Origin of the sequence: Leptospira sanjuanensis (assembly GCF_022267375.1) — a bacterium.
GTDB lineage: Bacteria > Spirochaetota > Leptospiria > Leptospirales > Leptospiraceae > Leptospira > Leptospira sanjuanensis.
In genome coordinates this window covers 3,160,808-3,178,712 of sequence record NZ_JAIZBH010000001.1, presented here as the reverse complement: position 1 = coordinate 3,178,712, position 17,905 = coordinate 3,160,808, and the positions used below count along the sequence as shown (strand labels likewise).

Below are 17,905 nucleotides of genomic sequence, written 5' to 3'. Positions count from 1 at the left end.
GGAATCGCAACGAGTTCGTTTGAATTTCGTAAGAGTTCCCACGCGGACCGCGCCACTTCCGGCTCGCGGAGTCCCGCTCGGTCCTCGAAGACTCGGACCAAGCCGTGCGTGTCGCTTGCGGGCCGTTATCCGGGATCTTTCCGTTTTCGAAAGATCGTGGGAACTCCCGCAAACCGGAAAAACAGGCGATTCACCGAGATCCTAAAAGTGTGGGAACTCTTACGCTTTCTTCCGAACGCAACGTTTGGTCCGACAAACAAAAGGGCACAAAATTACGTTGACAAAACGGCGAACGGCTCTTTGCGGAAGACGTGATTTCGTCTAACGTTTTCCGCTGCCGTTCGTTGGTATAACACATTCGGAGCTCCGCGGGAGATCCGTATGTTCGTCTTACTCGGCGATCACGTTCAAAACCTGTTCACCCAAATCGATCTTGCCGTCAACGGTGCGGATCGAAGAACGGACGACATCGCCCGGTTGTAAGTATTGGCTTCGTTTGCTTTGACCTTTGACGAACAACTTCCATTTCGTTTTTTCGGAAAGAAAACCGCCCAACGCCTGTACGAGTTTCCCCGGTGCGCGGAGCGCGCAACCGGAAGGAGTTCCCGTCAACAAAACGTCACCCGGAGCAATATTACAAAAACGTGATAGTTCTACGATGCTTTCGATCGGTTTGAAAACGAGATTGGAAGCCTTGTCCCTTTGACGGACTTTTCCGTTAACGGTCAACGTCAATTCCAGCGAATCCAAACATTCGAAATCTCCCGGTTCCAAAACCGTAAGATGCGGGCCGGACGGACAAAAGGTGCGGTAAGATTTTCCCTTATACCATTGCAATTGAGGAAGTTGAACATCCCTCGCAGAGACGTCGTTTGCCATAAAGAACGCTGCCACGTGCGAGGCGACGTTTTCCGGATTCGGATTCAAATCGGAATCGAATCCTTTTCCGAAAACAAGACCGAGTTCGATCTCGTAATCCAGAAGTTTTACCTGCAAGGGACGCACAATGTCGCCGATCGGCGGAAACAAGGACGCGTCCGATTTCGTAAAGAAGAGATTGTAATTCTTATCGTCCGGATTCAAACCCGATTCGATCAGATGTTGCCTATAGTTCGCGCCTTGACAAATGATCTGACAAGGAGCCGTGATCGGCGATACAATCGAAACTCCTTCCGAAGAGATCGATTTGAGTTTGGCTGATTTCTTTTTCTTCCGTAAAAATTCGAGAAAGTCTTTTGTCGATAGATCTCCGCAGCCCAACGGGAGAATTCTTCCGTTATCGAGTAAAGCCCAATCGATGTTCTTCTTTTTCTGAAACCGAATATAATTCTTTGCCATGGATGCGAAGTCCGCCTAAAGATTTTTTTGAATCGATTGCAACTTAAAAAAATCACAACGATTGTTCCGACAAATTATTTCCAAGTCGAAATTTCGTTTGCAAAAATCCGAACACTTGATCGTCAGCACAACGATCCATCAGTGGACTTTCGCTTTTGCGATCATCTTCGCAAAAATCCCCGGAAAAAATTTATACATAAAAATTCCGAACCTTTCTCTCGAACCTGCGATGATGATCTTGTGTTTCTTTTCCGCGATTCCGTCCAGAATTTTGCGGGCGCATTCGTCCGCGGGGATTCCTTGTTCGATCACGGAATCCATTTTACCTTGTTTGCTTCCGTCGCCTTTAAGGGCGTTGTTGGAGATTTGAGTTTTTATAAAGCCGGGATAAATTAAGGAAACTTGAATATTCTCCCGGACGTTTTCCGCGCGAAGGGCCTCGTAAAAACCGGTGAGGGCCGCCTTTGTCGCGCTGTAACCGCTGCGTAGAGGAACTCCGAACAATCCGGCTACGCTCGAAATCGAAGCGATGACTCCGCTCTTTTGTTTGCGTAAGATCGGAAGAACGGCGAGGGACAACGCGATGTTTCCGAAGTAGTTCACGTCCATCAGCTTCTCGTACGTATCGATCGAGGTTTCATACGTGAAGGAACGTTGGCTGATTCCCCCGTTATTGATGAGAACGTCGATTCTTCCGAATTGATCGATCGCCTTTTTGGGAACGTTCTTTAGTTTTTTATAATCTTCTAAATCTAAAGGAAGAATCAGGCTGTTCGTTTTGGTGAGGCCGCATTCTTTTTTGACCCTTTCCAATTCCTTGGTTCTTCTGGCGGAAAGAACGATTTTCGCTCCCCGTTTGGCCGCTTCCTTTACGAGTTCTTCCCCGATGCCGGAAGAGGCTCCCGTGATCCACACCACCTTGTCTTTGTAAAACGCCGCGCTCATATTGAACTCCCGCTTTCGTACGCCGATTTCCGGATTCCGATTTCTTTTTAAAAAGCGAGAATTACGGAGAAACTCTCTTACTTCAAGAATTCTTTAGTGCGAATCGGAATTTGTTCGTCCGCGATCCTTCGCATCCAATAAGCAAGCATCAGAAGAGAAATCGCGGGGAACAAAAGACCGGGCGTATTGAAGGAAAGAGGGCTCATATCAAGAAGGATCGAATCGCGGACTCGGCTGTAAAGTTTCATTTTTTTACGATTCAAGAGTTTCCTGACGGAAAAAATATCGCCTGAATTCTTACTTGTGATAAGAATACACCAGGCAATCGTATGAATACCGAACTTACTCCCGTTCCGAAACCGGACTTAACCGTTCATCGAATCTTCGAGACACTCAGCATAATCGCGTTCGTTTTTCTTTCCGTTTATCTCGGCTATAAACTCGCGAACCTTTTTCAAAACGACTTCGCGGCCCATTCGTATTTGATCTGGGCCGTGCCTGCCGTGATTTTCCTTTCCTGGCTTGGAGCCGATTTCGTTTCCGGATTGGTCCACTTTTTGGGGGATAGCATCGGTTCGGAAAACACTCCCGTTCTCGGCCCCGCGTTCATCTTTCCTTTCCGCGATCATCACGTGGACCCGAAAGGAATTACGAGACACGATTTTATCGAGACGAACGGAAACAATTGTCTCGTTTCGTTACCTATATTAGTATATTATGTTTTCTTTTGGGAATCTGCGGGCGTTTTCAGTTCGCTTTTCGCGTTGTTCTGGTTTTTCCTTTTGTGGGGAATTTTCGCGACCAACCAGATTCATAAATGGGCGCATCAGGATTCTCCTTTGCCCGTGATAAAAATATTACAAAAATATAAACTGATTTTAGGGCCGGAACACCACAAGGTTCATCACACGGCCCCTCACGACACGTATTTCTGCATCACAACCGGATGGCTGAACCCGATTTTAAAAGCTACGAAGTTTTACGAAGCGCTTCGTTGGATTTTAAGAATTCCTCCCGCGGTTAAACCGTAAGCCACCTTCGAATCAGAACCGGAATACAGGCCAGGATGAAATAACCTTCTCCGAAAAGTCTGTAAAACCGGTTTCTCTGAAACGAAGTTTCAAATCGTAAAATCCCGGCAGAAATCGCATAACCCAAGCCCAAATACAGACATTCGGGAAGAATCCGCTCCGAACTTTCGAAAAACCAAAAAAGAATTCCGGCCGTTCCGATTGCGGCTAACGTATAAACGGTCTTTCTCAAAGTGACGGGAGAAATTTGTTTGAGAATCGATTCCACGTTTTCTTTGCGATCGATTTCCTTTTCCATATAAGAATTCACGAAAGAATTGCAAAGTGCCGTTAAAAGGAAAAGAGCGCAGGGCGTCCAGGTTTCGAAGGCGGATTTTTGCGTCAGCAAAATCGGACCGAACCAAACTCCGGCGGTATAAAGAACGGAAACGGAACATTCTTTCCAAAAGAAGGAAATTTGAAGATAGGCAAAAACGACGTGCAAAAACACGAAGATTCCCAAAATCAAAGCGACGTTTACGACCCATTCCCGCAGAAACAGAATCCCGCAGACAAAACACAAAACTGCGGCGATCATCGTAATCCAACTTAAGAAAATTCTGTTTTTGTAATGGAATGCGTGCCGTTCGTTCGCGCTGTTTTCTCCCAATTTCCAGCCGTCGATCAGATGATCCGCGCTGTAGATGACCCAAACGGACGCGGGTAATAAAATCCAAAATGCCGTTCTCATTTGCGTTTGGAGAAGCGAGGAAGCGAACCACGCCGAAGCGACCGCGCCGCATACTATATCGACGCTCAATACGTTCCAGTAATAAAACGCGTCTTTAAAAAAAGAATCTTTCATGTTTGCAAGTATATTTAAGGCGTTCGATCGCTCCTGTCATTTCTTGTTTTGCAACCTCCATTCGATTCCTTCTTTTTGAAAACGGGAATGGAGAAGTTTGATGTATTCGTGTTTGATCGGAAACTGATCCGTAAATTCCTGTGAAGGGAGAACGACTTTAAAATCGATCGAATTTTCGGAGAACTTTTGATAAGCGAAGGAAACGTCCTTGGTCGAAGGAGATTGATAGAACTTCTTCAATACTTCGTTTCCGATTTCCACGGCGAGAGTTTCCACTCGTTCGAGATCGGATTGATAAGCGACACCGGCTTCGATCTGTATCGAAAATTCTTTCGTGGGCAGATCGAAGTTCGTAAACACAGAGGAAGCCATGACCGAATTCGGAACCACGATCGTGCTGTTGTTGAATCTGCGGATCGTCGTGCTTCTCCACGTGACGTCCTGCACGTAACCTTCGAGTCCTTCTCCCGATAAACGAACATAATCCCCTTTTTTGAGCTGCTTTCCGAGAAGAATGCTGAGACCCGAAAATAAATTGGAAAGAGTCGGTTGCAAACCGAGCGCGACCGCAAGACCTCCTACTCCGAGCGCTCCGAGAATCGGCGCGACGGAAATTCCGAGCGATTGAAGGATCAGCAAAACTCCGATGGCGAATAACGTGATCCGAATTACGTTGCTGATGATCGACGCGGAAGAAATCAAACCGTCCGTTTTTTCGGAATACGTTTCGAACACCGCCGAAAAAAGACGAACGAGAGAAAATGTCAAAAGAACGATCGAAAGAATTTTGTATCCTAAAAAGACGAATTCTCCCGAACCCGCGGTAAGTTTGAGAAGTTTTAGAAATAAAAACGCTGCGAGAAGGAAGAAAAGCAAACGGATGATTCTTCTTCCCGCTTTAAAAAGAGGATGAGAGCTGGGGATTCTATTCTGAAAAAGAACTGCGGAAAGTCTCGGAACGATTCTGTCTCCGAGTATATAACCGAAAAATAATACGAAGAGAAAAATTCCGAAAGCGTTTCCGAATTCCAAAAAGAATTCCTTCGAAATCCAGGTTTGAATTCCGTTCCAATCCATAGGAACAGTTTTCACTCCGATCGGGATTGGGCAAGACCAAATCGATTTCGTTTTAAACCGAATTAACACGAAGAGGTGGTAATGAAAACTGCTTTAGCGATTACGATTTTATTTCTAAGTTCTGCGGTTTCCGCTTCGGAAATCAATAAGACATTTTTGAAGGGCGTAGCGATCGAGGGTTATGATCCGGTCGCTTATTTTGTATCGGGCAGACCGATCGAAGGAAAGGGAGAATTCTCCTATAAATGGAAGGGAGCGGATTGGTATTTTTCTTCGGCCGAAAATTTGAAACGATTCCGCGAAAATCCCGAACGATATGTTCCTCAGTTCGGCGGCTACTGCGCGTACGGAATCGCACTCGGCGAAAAAGTAAATATCGATCCCAATCAATGGAAGATCGTGGACGGAAAGTTGTATTTAAACTACGACCACGAAACTCAGGGGCTTTGGGAAAAGGATATTCCGGGTTTCATTCGGAAAGCCGCGGAAAAATGGGAGGGAATGAAGACGAAATAAAAAGATCTTCCCGGCTTTCTTTGTCCGATCTGTGTCGATTTTCGTTCAAATCGTTTGGTTTAACTATGTCTTCTGTTTAAATTTTCGATTTTAGGATGACAGGAGAAAAAACATCTTCATTCTTCTCCAGAATTAAGGAGAACAGGGAACGGATGTCCAGGCTGCTTGATCGATTCATACGGAAACGGGATAAAACGATTCGTTGGGAAGAACTACCGAATCTTCATTCCGACGGAGACGATCCCGATTTATTAATCCGAAGTCTGATTGGCGAAAAGCTCGCGCTCGGAATCAGAGAAGTCGTTTTTTGTCTTCCGGGAAAGGAAGCGGAAACTCTCAAAAAGTCCCGCGATTTTTTAAGACTCGTGCGCGATCTGAAACACGGAGGTTTCACGATTTCTTCCGCGGACAGCGATAAGATTCTTTCCGGCAGCGGAGAATCCTCGGAAAAATTCTTTCAATTCCTGAAAAACCGTTCGCACAACAGCCCGTGTCTGATTTGGACGGGCAACGGACTCGCTTCCACGATCGAATCAAAATATTATGATTTTCTAAAACATCCTCGTCATCCGCACGGTTACGACGAGCCGTTCCGTCCTTCCCGGTTTACGATTCGAGTAAAACTTCTCTCCATCGTTTCCGCGATCATCATGATCAGCATGAGTTTGATGATCACGATGGCGACGTACTTTTTCAGAAAATACAGCGAGATTCTCATTCAGGAATACAATCTTTCTCTCGCGAGAATGACCGGTCTGCAATTGAGCGGACAACTGAAGGAAACCACTCGTAAGATCCAGGACTTTCGTCCGACCGAATCCGAAAAATTCTTCCGTGCGAACGCGAACGCGGTCGCGTATGTTCGTTTTCGATCCAGACCCGGAGATTCCGTCCGCGAGATTAGTTCTCTTTTTTGGAATCTGAAATTTTTAAAGACGAATTCGGTTTCGGGAGTTCCCGATCCGGAGACGTTGAAAGTAGCTTTGGAAAAGGCTTCTTCCCGTTTGTCCGGAACATTAGAAGTATTGAATGTTTCTTCCGAATTCGGATTCCCCGCTGTTGCGGTACTTCTGCCCGTGTCCGAAGGCGCTGAAATTTCGGGTCTGGTTTTTTCCGCCACGGAATTTTTGGATTCTTTTTTGGCCGTTCGGCAAACGGACTTCTTCCAAATGCTCGTCGTGGATTCTTCCGGAAATCTGATCGCGCACTCGAACGATAAGGAAGCGATTTCCGGTAAGGATTATAAAAAACATCCTCTTGTGGAGAATATGCTTCGCAGTCCTTCGGACAACGGTTCGCAGCTTTTCGATTTTGAAGGAAGGGAAATGCTGGGTTCGTATCAACAGCTCGAAGTCGGAGGGCTTGGAATTCTTTCCACGTTGGACGCCGATCTCGCTTTCGAGGCGGTTTACAAAATTAGAAAGCAGAATCTTCTCATCATGATTTCGGTTTTGTCAGTGGCATTCTTCGTCGTGTTCGTGTTTTCAAGAACTCTGACGATTCCGATCATTCAACTTCTAAGTGCGACGCGTAAAGTGGAACAGGGGAATTATCACGTTGATATCCGTCCAACGACGCACGACGAAGTGGGGGTTCTTACCAACTCGTTCTTACGAATGGCGCGCGGACTCGAGGAGCGCGAAAAGATCAAAAACACTTTCGGTAAATTCGTAAACAAGGAGATCGCCGAACGCGCGTTATCTTCCGATCTCAAGCTCGGCGGCGAAAACCGAGACGTTACTGTCTTCTTTTCCGATCTCCGAAACTTTACGGGAATGTCAGAAAAGATGAAACCTGAAGAAGTCGTCGAATTCCTGAATCAATATTTCACGGAGATGGTGGAATGTATTTATCTCACCCAGGGAATCGTGGATAAGTTCATCGGAGATGCGGTGATGGCTCACTGGGGCGCGCTCGTTCACGATGGTCACGAACCGAAGAACGCGATCAATGCCGCCTTGTTAATGCGAAGAGCGTTGATCGAGTTCAACGACAAAGGACACGAGATCGGACGTCCGTTTACCCGTTTCGGTTGCGGAATCAATTCCGGCCCGGTGATCGTCGGGCAGATCGGTTCGGAGAAGAAGCTTGAATTCACGGTGATCGGCGATACGGTCAATCTCGCGTCCAGAATCGAATACTTGAACAAGGAATTCGGAACCGACATTCTCATCTCGGAAAGCACGTATCAACTGGCAAAGGATCATTTCAATTTCGTCGAACTTCCTCCCGTATGGATTCGAGGAAAGGAAAAGCCGCAGTCCATCTACGCGGTGTTAGGTTGGAAAGAGGATCAGGATTGCCCAAAATCTCTCGAAGAATTACGCGTGTTATGCGGAATTCCCGACCCCGAATCGCCTTCCCGGTCCTTGGCATGAACCTATATTCGAAATTTCGAAAGGAAATCCAAGTGGGCGTTCTGTCCCTTCTCGCGCTTTGTGTTTCCCTTTTTCTTTTTTGGAGGGAGGGCGCGGCCGATTTCGGGGAAGGCAGGAAGGAAACCGTAGGTAACATCACGTTCAAATACAAAACCGCGCAGAGAAAATTTTCGGATCGTATGATCTGGCAGGACGTGGAGCAGAACTTTCCGATCTTCAATCACGATTCCGTCCGAACCGACGAATTATCCGAAGCCGTCGTCACGCTGACTTCGGGAACCAAATTCGAATTGGATCCGAGATCGATGATCGTAATCAATCTCAAGGAAGAAGAGGAACTTCTGGAATTGGAGGAAGGTTCGGTTCGAGTGCAATCTACCCGATCGATAAGTCTTGCATCCGGCAAAACGGTTCTGAAGTCGGCGGACAAATCCAGTCTGTTTCGCATAACGCGGGATGAAACCGGCGGGGACAATCTCGTCGAACTCACCCAGGGAACCTTGAAGTGGATCGGCTCCGATCAGAAAACCAAGGAAATCAAAGAAGGGGAAAAGGTGAGGGTCGGTCACGAATCTCTTCAGCCGATCAAAGAAGAATGGACCTTGTTCGAACCCGTGGACAATCATCGGATTTTTCCGGAAACCGGAGAGGCCAAAATCTTATTCCGATGGAAGCCGGTCCCTTCCATTCCCAATGTCGTATTAGAAGTTTCGTTAAACCGAAGTTTTCATCCTTTGATTTTCAAAAAGGAATCCAAAGGGGATTTTGCGGATGCCAGCCTTCCGGAGGGAATCTATTATTGGAGACTCATCTCAGCGGACAAAACGAAACTCTCCGAGGTCAGGAAGTTTCGCATTCTCCCCAACCCTCCCGTAACGTTATTGTTTCCGTTGAAGAACACGAGCTTGGAAGGCGGCGAGCTGCAATCGTTTCGATGGAAACCTTCCCGGTTGGCGACGGGTTATATTTTGGAAATTTCGGATTCGTCCGATTTCAAATCGGGGCTCAGGCAACTCACGGTTTTTAAGACTTCGATTTCCATCCCGTTATCGGGAGGAAAATATCATTGGAGAGTAAAGTCCTTTTCGAACTTACCGGGAACCGAAGCCGTATCCGAAGCGAGATCGTTCCAGGTTGAAAAAACGGAAACCGTTCAAAAGACGGAGATTCCGGTTAAAACGTCCGAGACTCCAACTTTGCCTGTTGCTAATGCGACATCGGCGAAAGTAGAAGAGAACACGACTGCCGAGAAAAAGAACGATGCGGCCGAAAAGAAAACCGAAAAAGAAACTTCGCCAGTCCCGGCCTTGGTATTTCCGATTCAAGGAAGAACCGTGGATATGACCGGAAAAAACTCGATCGTATTCCGCTGGAAACACAACACGAATTCCAAAGAACAAAAATGGAGTCTAAATCTTTACGGAGGAAACGGAGAATCCATATTCAAACGATCCGTAAACGGAGAATCCTTCCGCTTGACGGACCTAAGCGTTCTGGACGTTGGAAAATTCTCCTGGGCCTTGATTCAGGAAGGCAACGAATCCAATCGGGCTAAGGCGGAATTTAAAATCGTACTGAGAGAAGACTTGGCCGCCCCGGAAACAAAAACAACGGGCAAAAAAGGGGAATAGATTGAGATCGATCGCAAGATTCGTTCCGGCGCTGATCTGCTTGTTCATAAGCGTTTCTGCATATTCGGAAGAAAGAAAGTATACGTTTTACATAGAATGGAACGAGGTCAAAGGAAACAACGGATACAAGGTGGAAATACGAAAACCTTCCGATCCGACGACCTTGGTCGCGGAAGAAAAGGTCGTAACGAACAGCTTGGAATTCCTGATTCCCGCGGGCGAATACGAGTTTAGAATCTCGGCGCTCAATCGTTTCGGAAAACCGTCCTCCTGGAGTCAATGGTCCGCGTTTCTTGTCGAACACGATCGTCCGAAGAGCGTGTATGAAGCCGAAAAAAAACAGGCCGCCGTGGGCGTCGCATCGTGGAAAGTCTGGGTTCCCGGACTTCTTCCTTTGGAACGAAAAGAATACACGAAGACCTCTTTGATTTTTTTGTGGTTCGGCGCCTTGGCGGTTGCGGGTAACGCGGAGAGGACGGCGGGAAATTCTCTCGCCCTATCCTCAGCGAACGATCCCGGTTTTTTGACGTTAGCCGCATTGACCGCTCCGCTGCCGGTTACGTTGTATCTTCTTCAGCAAAGGGACGAGGATAAAAAAGAATACAAAACGCATCAAAATAATCAAGTCGGCATAGGCGCGTTAGCCCTTTTGACATACGGCTTGAATGTGTGGTTGGAAAAACGTTCTTTTCAATCCGCAACCGTTTTGATAGAATCGAAGTCGGAAGGCGTTACGCGATGGAATTCTCCGAACCTGCAACCGAATTCGTTTCTTTCCTTGGGAAGAATCGAGTTGAGCTTCCGAAAGGAGTTCGAATGATTCGAAAGAATATTCTGAAATTCGTATATTCTTTTTTTATACTATGTTTTTTTGGAATCGGCTGTTCGGTTCCGTTTCCGGGAGATGCTTCCGGCGTTTTACTGCTCGCACTTTTGAACTCGAATTCAAACAACGGCAGCGGAACTACCGATCCGGTTCTTTCGTATAAATTTCTTTTTGTGACGACCGGTCCAGGCACGACGGGAGCCCTGGGAGATGTGACGGGAGCGGATTCTACTTGCGCCACTCAAAAGAATAACAATTTCGCTTCTTTGCCCGGGACGGGAACGGAATACAAGGCTTTGATCGTATCAACTGTACCGCTTCGAAGAGCTTGCAATGGTACTGCAAATTGTACGGATCCCACTGAAAATAGTAACTGGGTTTTGTTGCCCAATCGGGATTATTATCGAGGCACAGTTGCGAATCCTATAAAAGTATTTACTACGAACACTGCTGGAATTGCGACATTTCCAATTACAGCGGCGATAGATACTAATGGCGCTAATATTTGGTGGACCGGATTGACCAGTGATTGGAGAATCAGCGTCGGTGATACTTGTAGCGATTGGGTGGATGGAACGGCAGGTTCTACGGGTGAATTCGGATCTGGTGCTGTAAGCAATTTAAACTCAATCAATTCAGGCGGATTTTCGGATCCTTGTAACTCAACCAAAAAGCTGATCTGCGTTCGCCAATGACTTCGTTTTAAAATAAAACTACAGGCCTTTGATAAGCGACAACGATTAGATCGGCCGTTTCGTTTACCTTGAATTCAAAATTTTGAATCGCATCGAGTTCGTTTTTGTTCAGATCCGCGGAGCGGATCGTTTTGCAAAGATGTCTTCCTTGCGGTTCGACGTCTTTTTTGTAGAGTACGATGTGCGTTCCTGTTTTCTTTTCTAAAAGAAGAATCTTCTTTTTTTGTTCCTCGTTCGGAATCCAAAGAACGTTCAAATCCAATTCCTCGAGAATCGGCTGGGGGATCTGATTTAGAAAAGAATGATGTTTGAATGTGATTTCGTGTTTCAACAAAGAAGTCCTTGGGTCAGGATCCGTTTTTCGTTCGTGCGCTATTCGATCGGTTCTTTGGAAATTTTTTCGATGACCGCGCGGAGTTCCTTCTCGTCCGGTCCGTATAAGTTCCATTGAATCGCGTCGGCTCCCCAGAGACGTTCCCATCTCCAGTGAAAATCGGACGCCGATCGGAATGGCGCAAACGAACGAATGTTCGAGAGCTTGTCTCCTTCCATGGTTTCGTTTTTCGTAACCGAATACCACCAAAAAAGAATCGGAGCCGCGCCCGAAGGACTTTTGAGCTGACCTCTGTTCAATCCCTTATCTCCTGTTTGTTCCGTAAAGGCAAAACCGACCGCTTCAAAACAGATTCTCGGATCATGGCCGGTTCCGATGGCGAACAAATCCCTCTTTATAATCAGATAATTCTCTCCCGAACGATAAACGGCGATTCGAGGATCATCGGCAGTGGAGCCGGATTCGAGTCGAAAGGAAGAAACTTGCGAAGGCCAGTCGCGTTTTGGAACGGGTGCGATCCGGTTTCCAAATAGCGAGATCGTCGCGAGTAAGGGGAGAATCAGCCGCGCCGACCGGGAAGGAAATCGTAGGGGAAGGGCGGCGCTGCTTGGAGTTAATTCTGATTTTTGAATATTCGGAAAAATCAATGAAATGATCGAAAGCGGGATGAAAACTCCGCAGAGAAACAAAACGATTCCGATAAACTCGTGTCTCCAGGAAGAAGCGGGAACTTGAAATAAAACCAGCGTAAAGACGCGGAATAAATTCGAAAAAAACCAAAGCGGGAAAACGGACAAAAGAATCAGAACAAAACCGGAGCGGTTGGAACGGAGCGCGAGCGCGGCCGCAATCAAAAGGGAGGCGAGTCCCATCTTCATTCCTTCGCAAACACGATCGACTACGAACCACTCTCCGTGAAAGAAAATTTGATTCCCGACCGCGATCGAACCCGCATCGATCCAGCGTATCCCTTGAACGCAGATTTCCGTTACGATCAATCGAAGTTTATATCCCAGAAAAAGGGAACCGAATCCGGTGATCGGAGGAATCGCAAAGATTAAAAAGGGCGCGGGCCAAGAAAAACGGATTCCGCCTGTATGCAAAACGGCCAATGCGTTCCAAAAGGAACCGATCCAAATCAAACTCGATCTTTGGAAAAGGATTCCGCAGACCAGAAACGAAGAGCCCGGAACGAACCAAAGAACCTTTTCCGATACGATCGAAAACAGTTTCCATCTTTTGAATATTCTATGAATTGCAAGCGATGTGATCCCTCCTTCTCCGTCCTTCGTCGAACGAACGAATAAAGGAAGAAACAAAACCGGATACAACTCCGCGATCGAGCGTGCGCCGAGAGAATCGAAACCGACCTTAAACATCGGAATCACGCATACGAAAGCGAGAAGTCCGACGTAAAAGGCGGGTCGACTGGCGGAACCGGTGAAAACTGAAGTCGCGATCATATCGTTTTTGTTAAGCGAATTGTCTTCTCGTTTTGAAATATACGATCAAACCGAAGACGACGCAGACCAGCAACAGCCATTCTTCCGGTTCGGGAACGGCGCCGGGCGCTTCGAGTTTGCTTTGTCCGAGCGCCGATTTGCCCGATTTGATTCCGAAACGATCGTAGTCGTTTTCCGTTTCCAATACGATCAAAGTGGAAACGGGAGATACGACCATCGCGTCTCTTGCTAAATCGACGAGATCCCCGTTTTCCAAATCACGGTCAAAGAATCGTTTGCCGAGTTGTTTTAGAATCCTTCTTTGAATCGCCATTCGGATTAACAGATCGCTTCCGGGACGTTTTACGTTCGAGCCGTTCGTCGTTTCCAAAGTGAGTTTTGCGTGAGGAAGGGATACGATTCCTTCTTTTTCGATCGGCAAACGGATTCGTTTATTCTTGAGAACCGCAAAGAGTTCGTCTTCGTTATCCGCGACCGACACGACTTGATTCAGATCGATTAGGCTCGCGACGTATTCGGAACGTTTTCCGTTGAGGATCGCGATCTTATGCGGCTCGCTCCGTTTGCCTGCGGCGCTTTGAATCCCCTCAAATCGGGCAGAACCTCTGAGTTCTCCCAAAGGGATCGATTGATTCTCACCCGATACGATCCACAGAGGATTTTTTCCGGCGATCTTAGAAGTTTCCGAAATTGAATCCAAGTGCAGCGGAAACAGATTGAAGGCGGGAATTTCGCATTCGTCCAAATACCTCATCGCCTTATCCGCGTCTTTCGTATAAAACCATTCGTTGGTAAGAATCGTAACCGGAATTCCGGAGTCGTAAATTTTTTGAACGACTTCCTTCCAAGTCGAACGGGAAAGCGAAGAATTTAATACGACAAGAGCACGATCGGGTTGAAAGTCTTTGATCGCGGTTTGTTCCGGAAGAACGTTGTATGTCACGCCTCCGGCGGAAATCGTTCCACCCGGTTTTGTCGCCGGAAAGGAAAACGACCAGCCTCGAAAACCGGAGTTTCCGGTCCATTGACGCACTTGCGAATCCGACACGACTTTTTCCTTGAGAGAAATTCCGTTCGAGTCGAGTTCGATCGGCGCGCTGGAAAACAAATCCACGTTCACCTTTTGATCCGCAAAATCGGCAACCGGACCTTCGATTTTGATTCTTTCATAGGAAAGAATTTCTTTTCCATCGGATGTAAGCTCCGCCTTGAGAGGCGAAACGATTCCGATGCGGACCATTCTATAATTTTCCGGGGTCACCGGAAATACTCGCAGGCGCAGACGATTTCCGTCCAGCCATTCGACATAAGAAGGGTCCCTTCTTTCCCCGCCTACGATCGTCTGATACGCGTTATGCGCCGTTGATTTGAAAGTCAGCCTCGCCGGTCTTTCCTCGCCGTCGATCCAAAGGGAAAGTTTCGTGCAGATGCTTCCCGGAGGAACGGTGATCGTATAAATCGCCTCTTCGGGAGAGGAATTCCAAGTGCCCAAACCGACCCAAGTATGAGAGGAAGAATTCTCGTTATAAATGGAAAGAGTCGTTTCGGTGTAAGACACTCTGAGTTCGGGATGAATCTGAACGTGCGAATCCATATCCGTCGTAATGAGCGAAGTTCCTCTCCAAAGACGATCCAAAAACGCATGCGATTTTCCGAATAGAAGATGGAGAGTTTTTCCCGCGTCCTCGGCTGTGATCCTTTGTTCTGCGTCGGAGCGAAAGAGGGAAAGAAAACCCTGCGAAGCGAAATACGCGAGCGGATCGAATTGACTTTGCGCCGCGAACAAACCCATCGCCGATCTGCGATCCGGCTGCAGCGCCATTTCGGTCACGTGATTGACACGGAGATGCGCCGCTTTTTGAACCCACTCGGGTAAATCCGCATCGATGCGGTTATGACCTTGGATCGTTTCGGGTTTGGTAAGAATATGCTCCGCGTGTTTCCATTGGAAAAAATAATAAACGCTGTAACTCAAAAGAAGAACCGTCGTTCCTAAAATCAAGGCGGCCGAAATTCGTTTTAGATTCTCTCTCGGAAAGGAAGAATGAATCTTATGAACCGCTTTTCCGAATGCGGTCATCGCGAACAAAGGACCGTAGGGAAGAAAACCTAATCCGGCCATCCAAACTAAAACCCAACTGAAAATCATTACGGGCGCCAATACGAGCGCGAACGAAAGCGAGATAAACGCGCCCATCACTAAGAAGGGTTGAAAAAACAACAACACAATCGGATGAATCCGCTCCTGGATCAGCGAAGCGGCCAGCAAAAAAAACGAAATCCAAAGAGCCCATACGGTTCTTTCCGTGAACGGAGGGAAGACCTCGTGATTGAGGATGTACGAATTCGCGGTAAAACAGATCGCCGAAAGAATCAAAGTGAAGATCAAAAACGGTTTGTAACTCGGAAACAACGCGTAAAGAAGAAGGGAAAAAAGAGAAAAGAATACGATCGCAAGAAATCCGAAAAAGAGAAAGTTGGCGAACTCCGAAGGGTGGTATTGAATTCTCCAGCTGAGTTCCATAATTCCGTACGCGACACCGATCAGAGTCAAAATGATCCCGATCAATCCGAAGATCGCCAATATCCTATTGTGTATTTTGAATCCTAAAAGATTCACTTCGCCTAAAAAGTAGTCTTGAATTTTTTTGCCGATCGCCATAACGATTGTTTTCCTTCCTAAGTAGGATTCAAATATACCGAAAAAACAGGAAAGATTCGCCCGTTTGAGTGTTCGTTTCCAAGCACTCAGGTGCTTGACGACGCGAAGTTTCCCCTCTGAAAACTATTCCTTCCTATAACAAACAAGGTCAGCCTGCGAACGCTTTTTTTATCGAGAAACGATCGAATTTATCAGGCGAATCTTCCGTTCATTAGAGGAATTTCGTTTTCGCATCGTTCCCCGACCGGCAAAAAACGCGGACCGAAAACGACCTCTCGCGGAAAATTTCATTTGAGGCGCGTGCGAATTCCGATCCAGGGAAAATGTTCGTCATTCTCCCGTTTAAAAGGAGAATGAGAAAATTATAATGTTTGAATGTATGAGGAGCCGTGTTTCGTTTTCGCGGTTACGATTCGATCAAACCAGCGCGGATCGCATACATGACCAAATCCGCAACCTTATGGAGATCTAGTTTTTTCATGATGTTCGCGCGGTGAACTTTGACCGTAGCCGGAGAAATTCTCAAGATTTTGCCGATCGATTCGTTGGAATTTCCTTCCGCCACAAGTTTTAGAATCTCGCGTTCGCGATCCGAAAGAACGGAAAACGCCTTCTTCGCGTCTTGATTTTCTTCCCCCGGTTTTCCCGAACCGACAAATCCGGAAAGAAAGTGCGCGGTGATCCCCGGACTTAAATACGTTTCGCCTTTGTGAACCGCTTCGATCGCTCTCAGAAGGTCGTTCCCCGCGTCGTCTTTGAGAACGTAACCGTTGATTCCTAACTCCAATAATTTTTGAACGTATTCTTTGTTGTCGTGACGGGAGAGAATGATGGTGCGTATGTTCGGATAATATTTGCGTAGATTCTTTACGAGGTCGATTCCGCTTAAGCCGGGCATCGAAATATCGGTGATGACCAAGTCGGGATTCAATTTGCCGATTTGATCCAAGGCTTTTTCGGCGTCTCCGGACTCGCCGCAAATTTCAAAACCGGTTTGTCCGGAAAGAATCATCTTCAGCCCTTCGCGGAGAATGGCGTGATCGTCGACTAAGAATACTTTTGTGATTGCAGGTTTCATATTTTTTTAGCGTTCGTATTTTTATTTTTCTCTAAAGGAATCCGAATGATAAACTTAGTTCCTTTTCCGGCCGAAGAATCAATCTTAAATTTACCGTTTAAATCTTCCACTCTTCTTCGTATATTTTCAAGTCCAAAACCGGAAGACCTGGCTCTGACCTTTCTTTCTTGAAAGCCGATTCCGTTGTCCTTCGCATCGAGAAACAACTGCCTTCCTTTGACGTGAATCTTTAGATAAATATTTCTCGCCTGCGAATGTTTGATCACGTTCTGAAAAATTTCCTGCACGATTCGAAACACCTGATTGGCGACCGTTTGTTGAAGATCCGGTTTGAGATTCAGATCCAACTCCGCCTGAACGTCCATAGGCGGAAAGAGATCGGAACTGAGAGAACGGATCGCCGCTTCCAACCCGATTTCACGCAGAGTGGAAGGGTGCAGATTCGTATAAATGTCCCTGAGTTCCTGACTCGCTTTGTCGATCAAAAGAAGTCCCGTATCGAATTGAGCTTCGTAGATTTTCGGATTTCTGCTGTAGGCTTGAAAGTTGAGTTTGGCCGCGAGAATCGTTTGTCCGACTCCGTCGTGCAATTCGCGAGAAAGTCGGATTCTCTCTTCTTCCTGCGACTGAAGAAGTTTGGTGTGAAGGTTGGCGATTTTTCTTTCCAACCGTTTGTTTTCCGTAATGTTCTTGAGAATGATTCCGATGCTTTCGCCGAATCGAAACACGGAATAACCGTAATAGATCTTTTGTTTTCGAAACTCTTGGTTTTGAACCTTTCCTCGTTTGGAAAGATTGATGTTGGCTTCCATCTCTTCCTGATCGACGGGATTTAAACCGAAGATCCGAAACAGATTCTTTCCCATTAGGTTGCGGGAACTCCCCGCAAATTCTTTTCGAAAGGATTCGTTCGCAAAAAGAATCGTTCTATGGTCGTCGATCGCGACGATCGGTGAGATTTCTTTCAAAAGGTTGAGGAAGAATTTAGGGGAAAGACCGGATTCTAAGATTGCAGTCGACGAAGGAAGTTTTCGATTCTTCAGTTTCAAGTCCCGCATAAGAGCTTAAAACAATCTCATGGCGGCGC

15 protein-coding genes and 1 pseudogene are annotated in these 17,905 nt (G+C 46.7%); 6 read left to right on the top strand and 10 right to left on the bottom strand.

Annotated elements, in window-relative coordinates:
* Positions 1-390: 390 nt before the first annotated feature.
* The 3 genes and pseudogenes from LFX17_RS14205 to LFX17_RS21040 all read right to left on the bottom strand — a co-directional run.
* Positions 391-1,338 carry a fumarylacetoacetate hydrolase family protein gene (locus LFX17_RS14205; RefSeq protein ID WP_238747159.1) on the bottom strand — a complete coding sequence of 316 codons (948 nt, stop codon included), beginning with the start codon at positions 1,336-1,338 and terminating at the stop codon, positions 391-393.
* Positions 1,339-1,476: 138 nt separating this feature from the next.
* Positions 1,477-2,283, bottom strand: coding sequence for an SDR family oxidoreductase (locus tag LFX17_RS14200; protein WP_238747158.1), 807 nt, complete (start codon positions 2,281-2,283; stop codon positions 1,477-1,479).
* Between the two features lie 128 nt (positions 2,284-2,411).
* Positions 2,412-2,535: pseudogene (locus tag LFX17_RS21040) on the bottom strand (DUF2721 domain-containing protein); the annotation flags it as partial.
* Between the two features lie 77 nt (positions 2,536-2,612).
* Here LFX17_RS21040 and LFX17_RS14190 point away from each other — a divergent pair.
* A complete protein-coding gene (locus tag LFX17_RS14190; RefSeq protein WP_238730816.1) occupies positions 2,613-3,314 on the top strand; it encodes a fatty acid desaturase family protein in 702 nt (233 codons plus the stop codon).
* Here the strand turns inward: LFX17_RS14190 and LFX17_RS14185 are convergent.
* Both LFX17_RS14185 and LFX17_RS14180 read right to left on the bottom strand, forming a co-directional pair.
* Positions 3,304-4,158: an LA_0991 family prenyltransferase-like protein gene (locus tag LFX17_RS14185; RefSeq protein ID WP_238730815.1), complete on the bottom strand. Its 855-nt coding sequence runs from the start codon at positions 4,156-4,158 to the stop codon at positions 3,304-3,306. The genes LFX17_RS14190 and LFX17_RS14185 overlap by 11 nt on opposite strands.
* Positions 4,159-4,194: 36 nt before the next feature.
* Positions 4,195-5,235: a mechanosensitive ion channel family protein gene (locus tag LFX17_RS14180; protein ID WP_238730814.1), complete on the bottom strand. Its 1,041-nt coding sequence runs from the start codon at positions 5,233-5,235 to the stop codon at positions 4,195-4,197.
* A gap of 81 nt (positions 5,236-5,316) precedes the next feature.
* Between LFX17_RS14180 and LFX17_RS14175 the strand changes: the two genes are divergently transcribed.
* The 5 genes from LFX17_RS14175 (at position 5,317) to LFX17_RS14155 (ending at position 11,281) form a co-directional block, all read left to right on the top strand.
* Positions 5,317-5,751 (top strand): YHS domain-containing (seleno)protein, encoded by a 435-nt coding sequence (locus LFX17_RS14175; RefSeq protein ID WP_238747157.1) that lies wholly within the window; start codon positions 5,317-5,319, stop codon positions 5,749-5,751.
* A 95-nt stretch (positions 5,752-5,846) separates the two neighbouring features.
* The gene (locus LFX17_RS14170; RefSeq protein WP_238747156.1) at positions 5,847-8,129 is read left to right on the top strand and encodes an adenylate/guanylate cyclase domain-containing protein; all 2,283 of its coding nucleotides are present in this window, start codon (positions 5,847-5,849) and stop codon (positions 8,127-8,129) included.
* Positions 8,126-9,760 (top strand): hypothetical protein, encoded by a 1,635-nt coding sequence (locus tag LFX17_RS14165; RefSeq protein ID WP_238747155.1) that lies wholly within the window; start codon positions 8,126-8,128, stop codon positions 9,758-9,760. Before LFX17_RS14170 ends, LFX17_RS14165 begins: the two co-directional genes overlap by 4 nt.
* 1 nt (position 9,761) lies before the next feature.
* Positions 9,762-10,580 carry a fibronectin type III domain-containing protein gene (locus LFX17_RS14160; RefSeq protein ID WP_238747154.1) on the top strand — a complete coding sequence of 273 codons (819 nt, stop codon included), beginning with the start codon at positions 9,762-9,764 and terminating at the stop codon, positions 10,578-10,580.
* Positions 10,577-11,281, top strand: coding sequence for a DUF1554 domain-containing protein (locus LFX17_RS14155; protein WP_238730809.1), 705 nt, complete (start codon positions 10,577-10,579; stop codon positions 11,279-11,281). Before LFX17_RS14160 ends, LFX17_RS14155 begins: the two co-directional genes overlap by 4 nt.
* 7 nt (positions 11,282-11,288) lie before the next feature.
* Here LFX17_RS14155 and LFX17_RS14150 read toward each other — a convergent pair whose 3' ends face one another.
* From LFX17_RS14150 to LFX17_RS14130, 5 genes are all read right to left on the bottom strand, one after another.
* Positions 11,289-11,612: a hypothetical protein gene (locus tag LFX17_RS14150; RefSeq protein ID WP_238747153.1), complete on the bottom strand. Its 324-nt coding sequence runs from the start codon at positions 11,610-11,612 to the stop codon at positions 11,289-11,291.
* A gap of 41 nt (positions 11,613-11,653) precedes the next feature.
* Complete coding sequence (gene xrtN, locus LFX17_RS14145) at positions 11,654-13,078, bottom strand: exosortase N (RefSeq protein WP_238747152.1); 1,425 nt, start codon at positions 13,076-13,078, stop codon at positions 11,654-11,656.
* A 10-nt stretch (positions 13,079-13,088) separates the two neighbouring features.
* Complete coding sequence (locus LFX17_RS14140; protein ID WP_238747151.1) at positions 13,089-15,740, bottom strand: XrtN system VIT domain-containing protein; 2,652 nt, start codon at positions 15,738-15,740, stop codon at positions 13,089-13,091.
* Positions 15,741-16,146: 406 nt separating this feature from the next.
* A complete protein-coding gene (locus LFX17_RS14135) occupies positions 16,147-16,818 on the bottom strand; it encodes a response regulator (protein WP_118956183.1) in 672 nt (223 codons plus the stop codon).
* Positions 16,815-17,876, bottom strand: a complete 1,062-nt coding sequence (locus LFX17_RS14130) for a sensor histidine kinase (protein ID WP_238730805.1) — start codon at positions 17,874-17,876, stop codon at positions 16,815-16,817. The genes LFX17_RS14135 and LFX17_RS14130 overlap by 4 nt, the downstream gene beginning before the upstream one ends.
* Positions 17,877-17,905 lie beyond the last annotated feature (29 nt).

Coding starts and splice junctions, on each gene's coding strand:
- LFX17_RS14205 (WP_238747159.1), bottom strand. CDS start 1,338: ATGGCAAAGAATTATATTCGGTTTCAGAAAAAGAAGAACATCGATTGG.
- LFX17_RS14200 (WP_238747158.1), bottom strand. CDS start 2,283: ATGAGCGCGGCGTTTTACAAAGACAAGGTGGTGTGGATCACGGGAGCC.
- LFX17_RS14190 (WP_238730816.1), top strand. CDS start 2,613: ATGAATACCGAACTTACTCCCGTTCCGAAACCGGACTTAACCGTTCAT.
- LFX17_RS14185 (WP_238730815.1), bottom strand. CDS start 4,158: ATGAAAGATTCTTTTTTTAAAGACGCGTTTTATTACTGGAACGTATTG.
- LFX17_RS14180 (WP_238730814.1), bottom strand. CDS start 5,235: ATGGATTGGAACGGAATTCAAACCTGGATTTCGAAGGAATTCTTTTTG.
- LFX17_RS14175 (WP_238747157.1), top strand. CDS start 5,317: ATGAAAACTGCTTTAGCGATTACGATTTTATTTCTAAGTTCTGCGGTT.
- LFX17_RS14170 (WP_238747156.1), top strand. CDS start 5,847: ATGACAGGAGAAAAAACATCTTCATTCTTCTCCAGAATTAAGGAGAAC.
- LFX17_RS14165 (WP_238747155.1), top strand. CDS start 8,126: ATGAACCTATATTCGAAATTTCGAAAGGAAATCCAAGTGGGCGTTCTG.
- LFX17_RS14155 (WP_238730809.1), top strand. CDS start 10,577: ATGATTCGAAAGAATATTCTGAAATTCGTATATTCTTTTTTTATACTA.
- xrtN (WP_238747152.1), bottom strand. CDS start 13,078: ATGATCGCGACTTCAGTTTTCACCGGTTCCGCCAGTCGACCCGCCTTT.
- LFX17_RS14140 (WP_238747151.1), bottom strand. CDS start 15,740: ATGGCGATCGGCAAAAAAATTCAAGACTACTTTTTAGGCGAAGTGAAT.
- LFX17_RS14135 (WP_118956183.1), bottom strand. CDS start 16,818: ATGAAACCTGCAATCACAAAAGTATTCTTAGTCGACGATCACGCCATT.
- LFX17_RS14130 (WP_238730805.1), bottom strand. CDS start 17,876: ATGCGGGACTTGAAACTGAAGAATCGAAAACTTCCTTCGTCGACTGCA.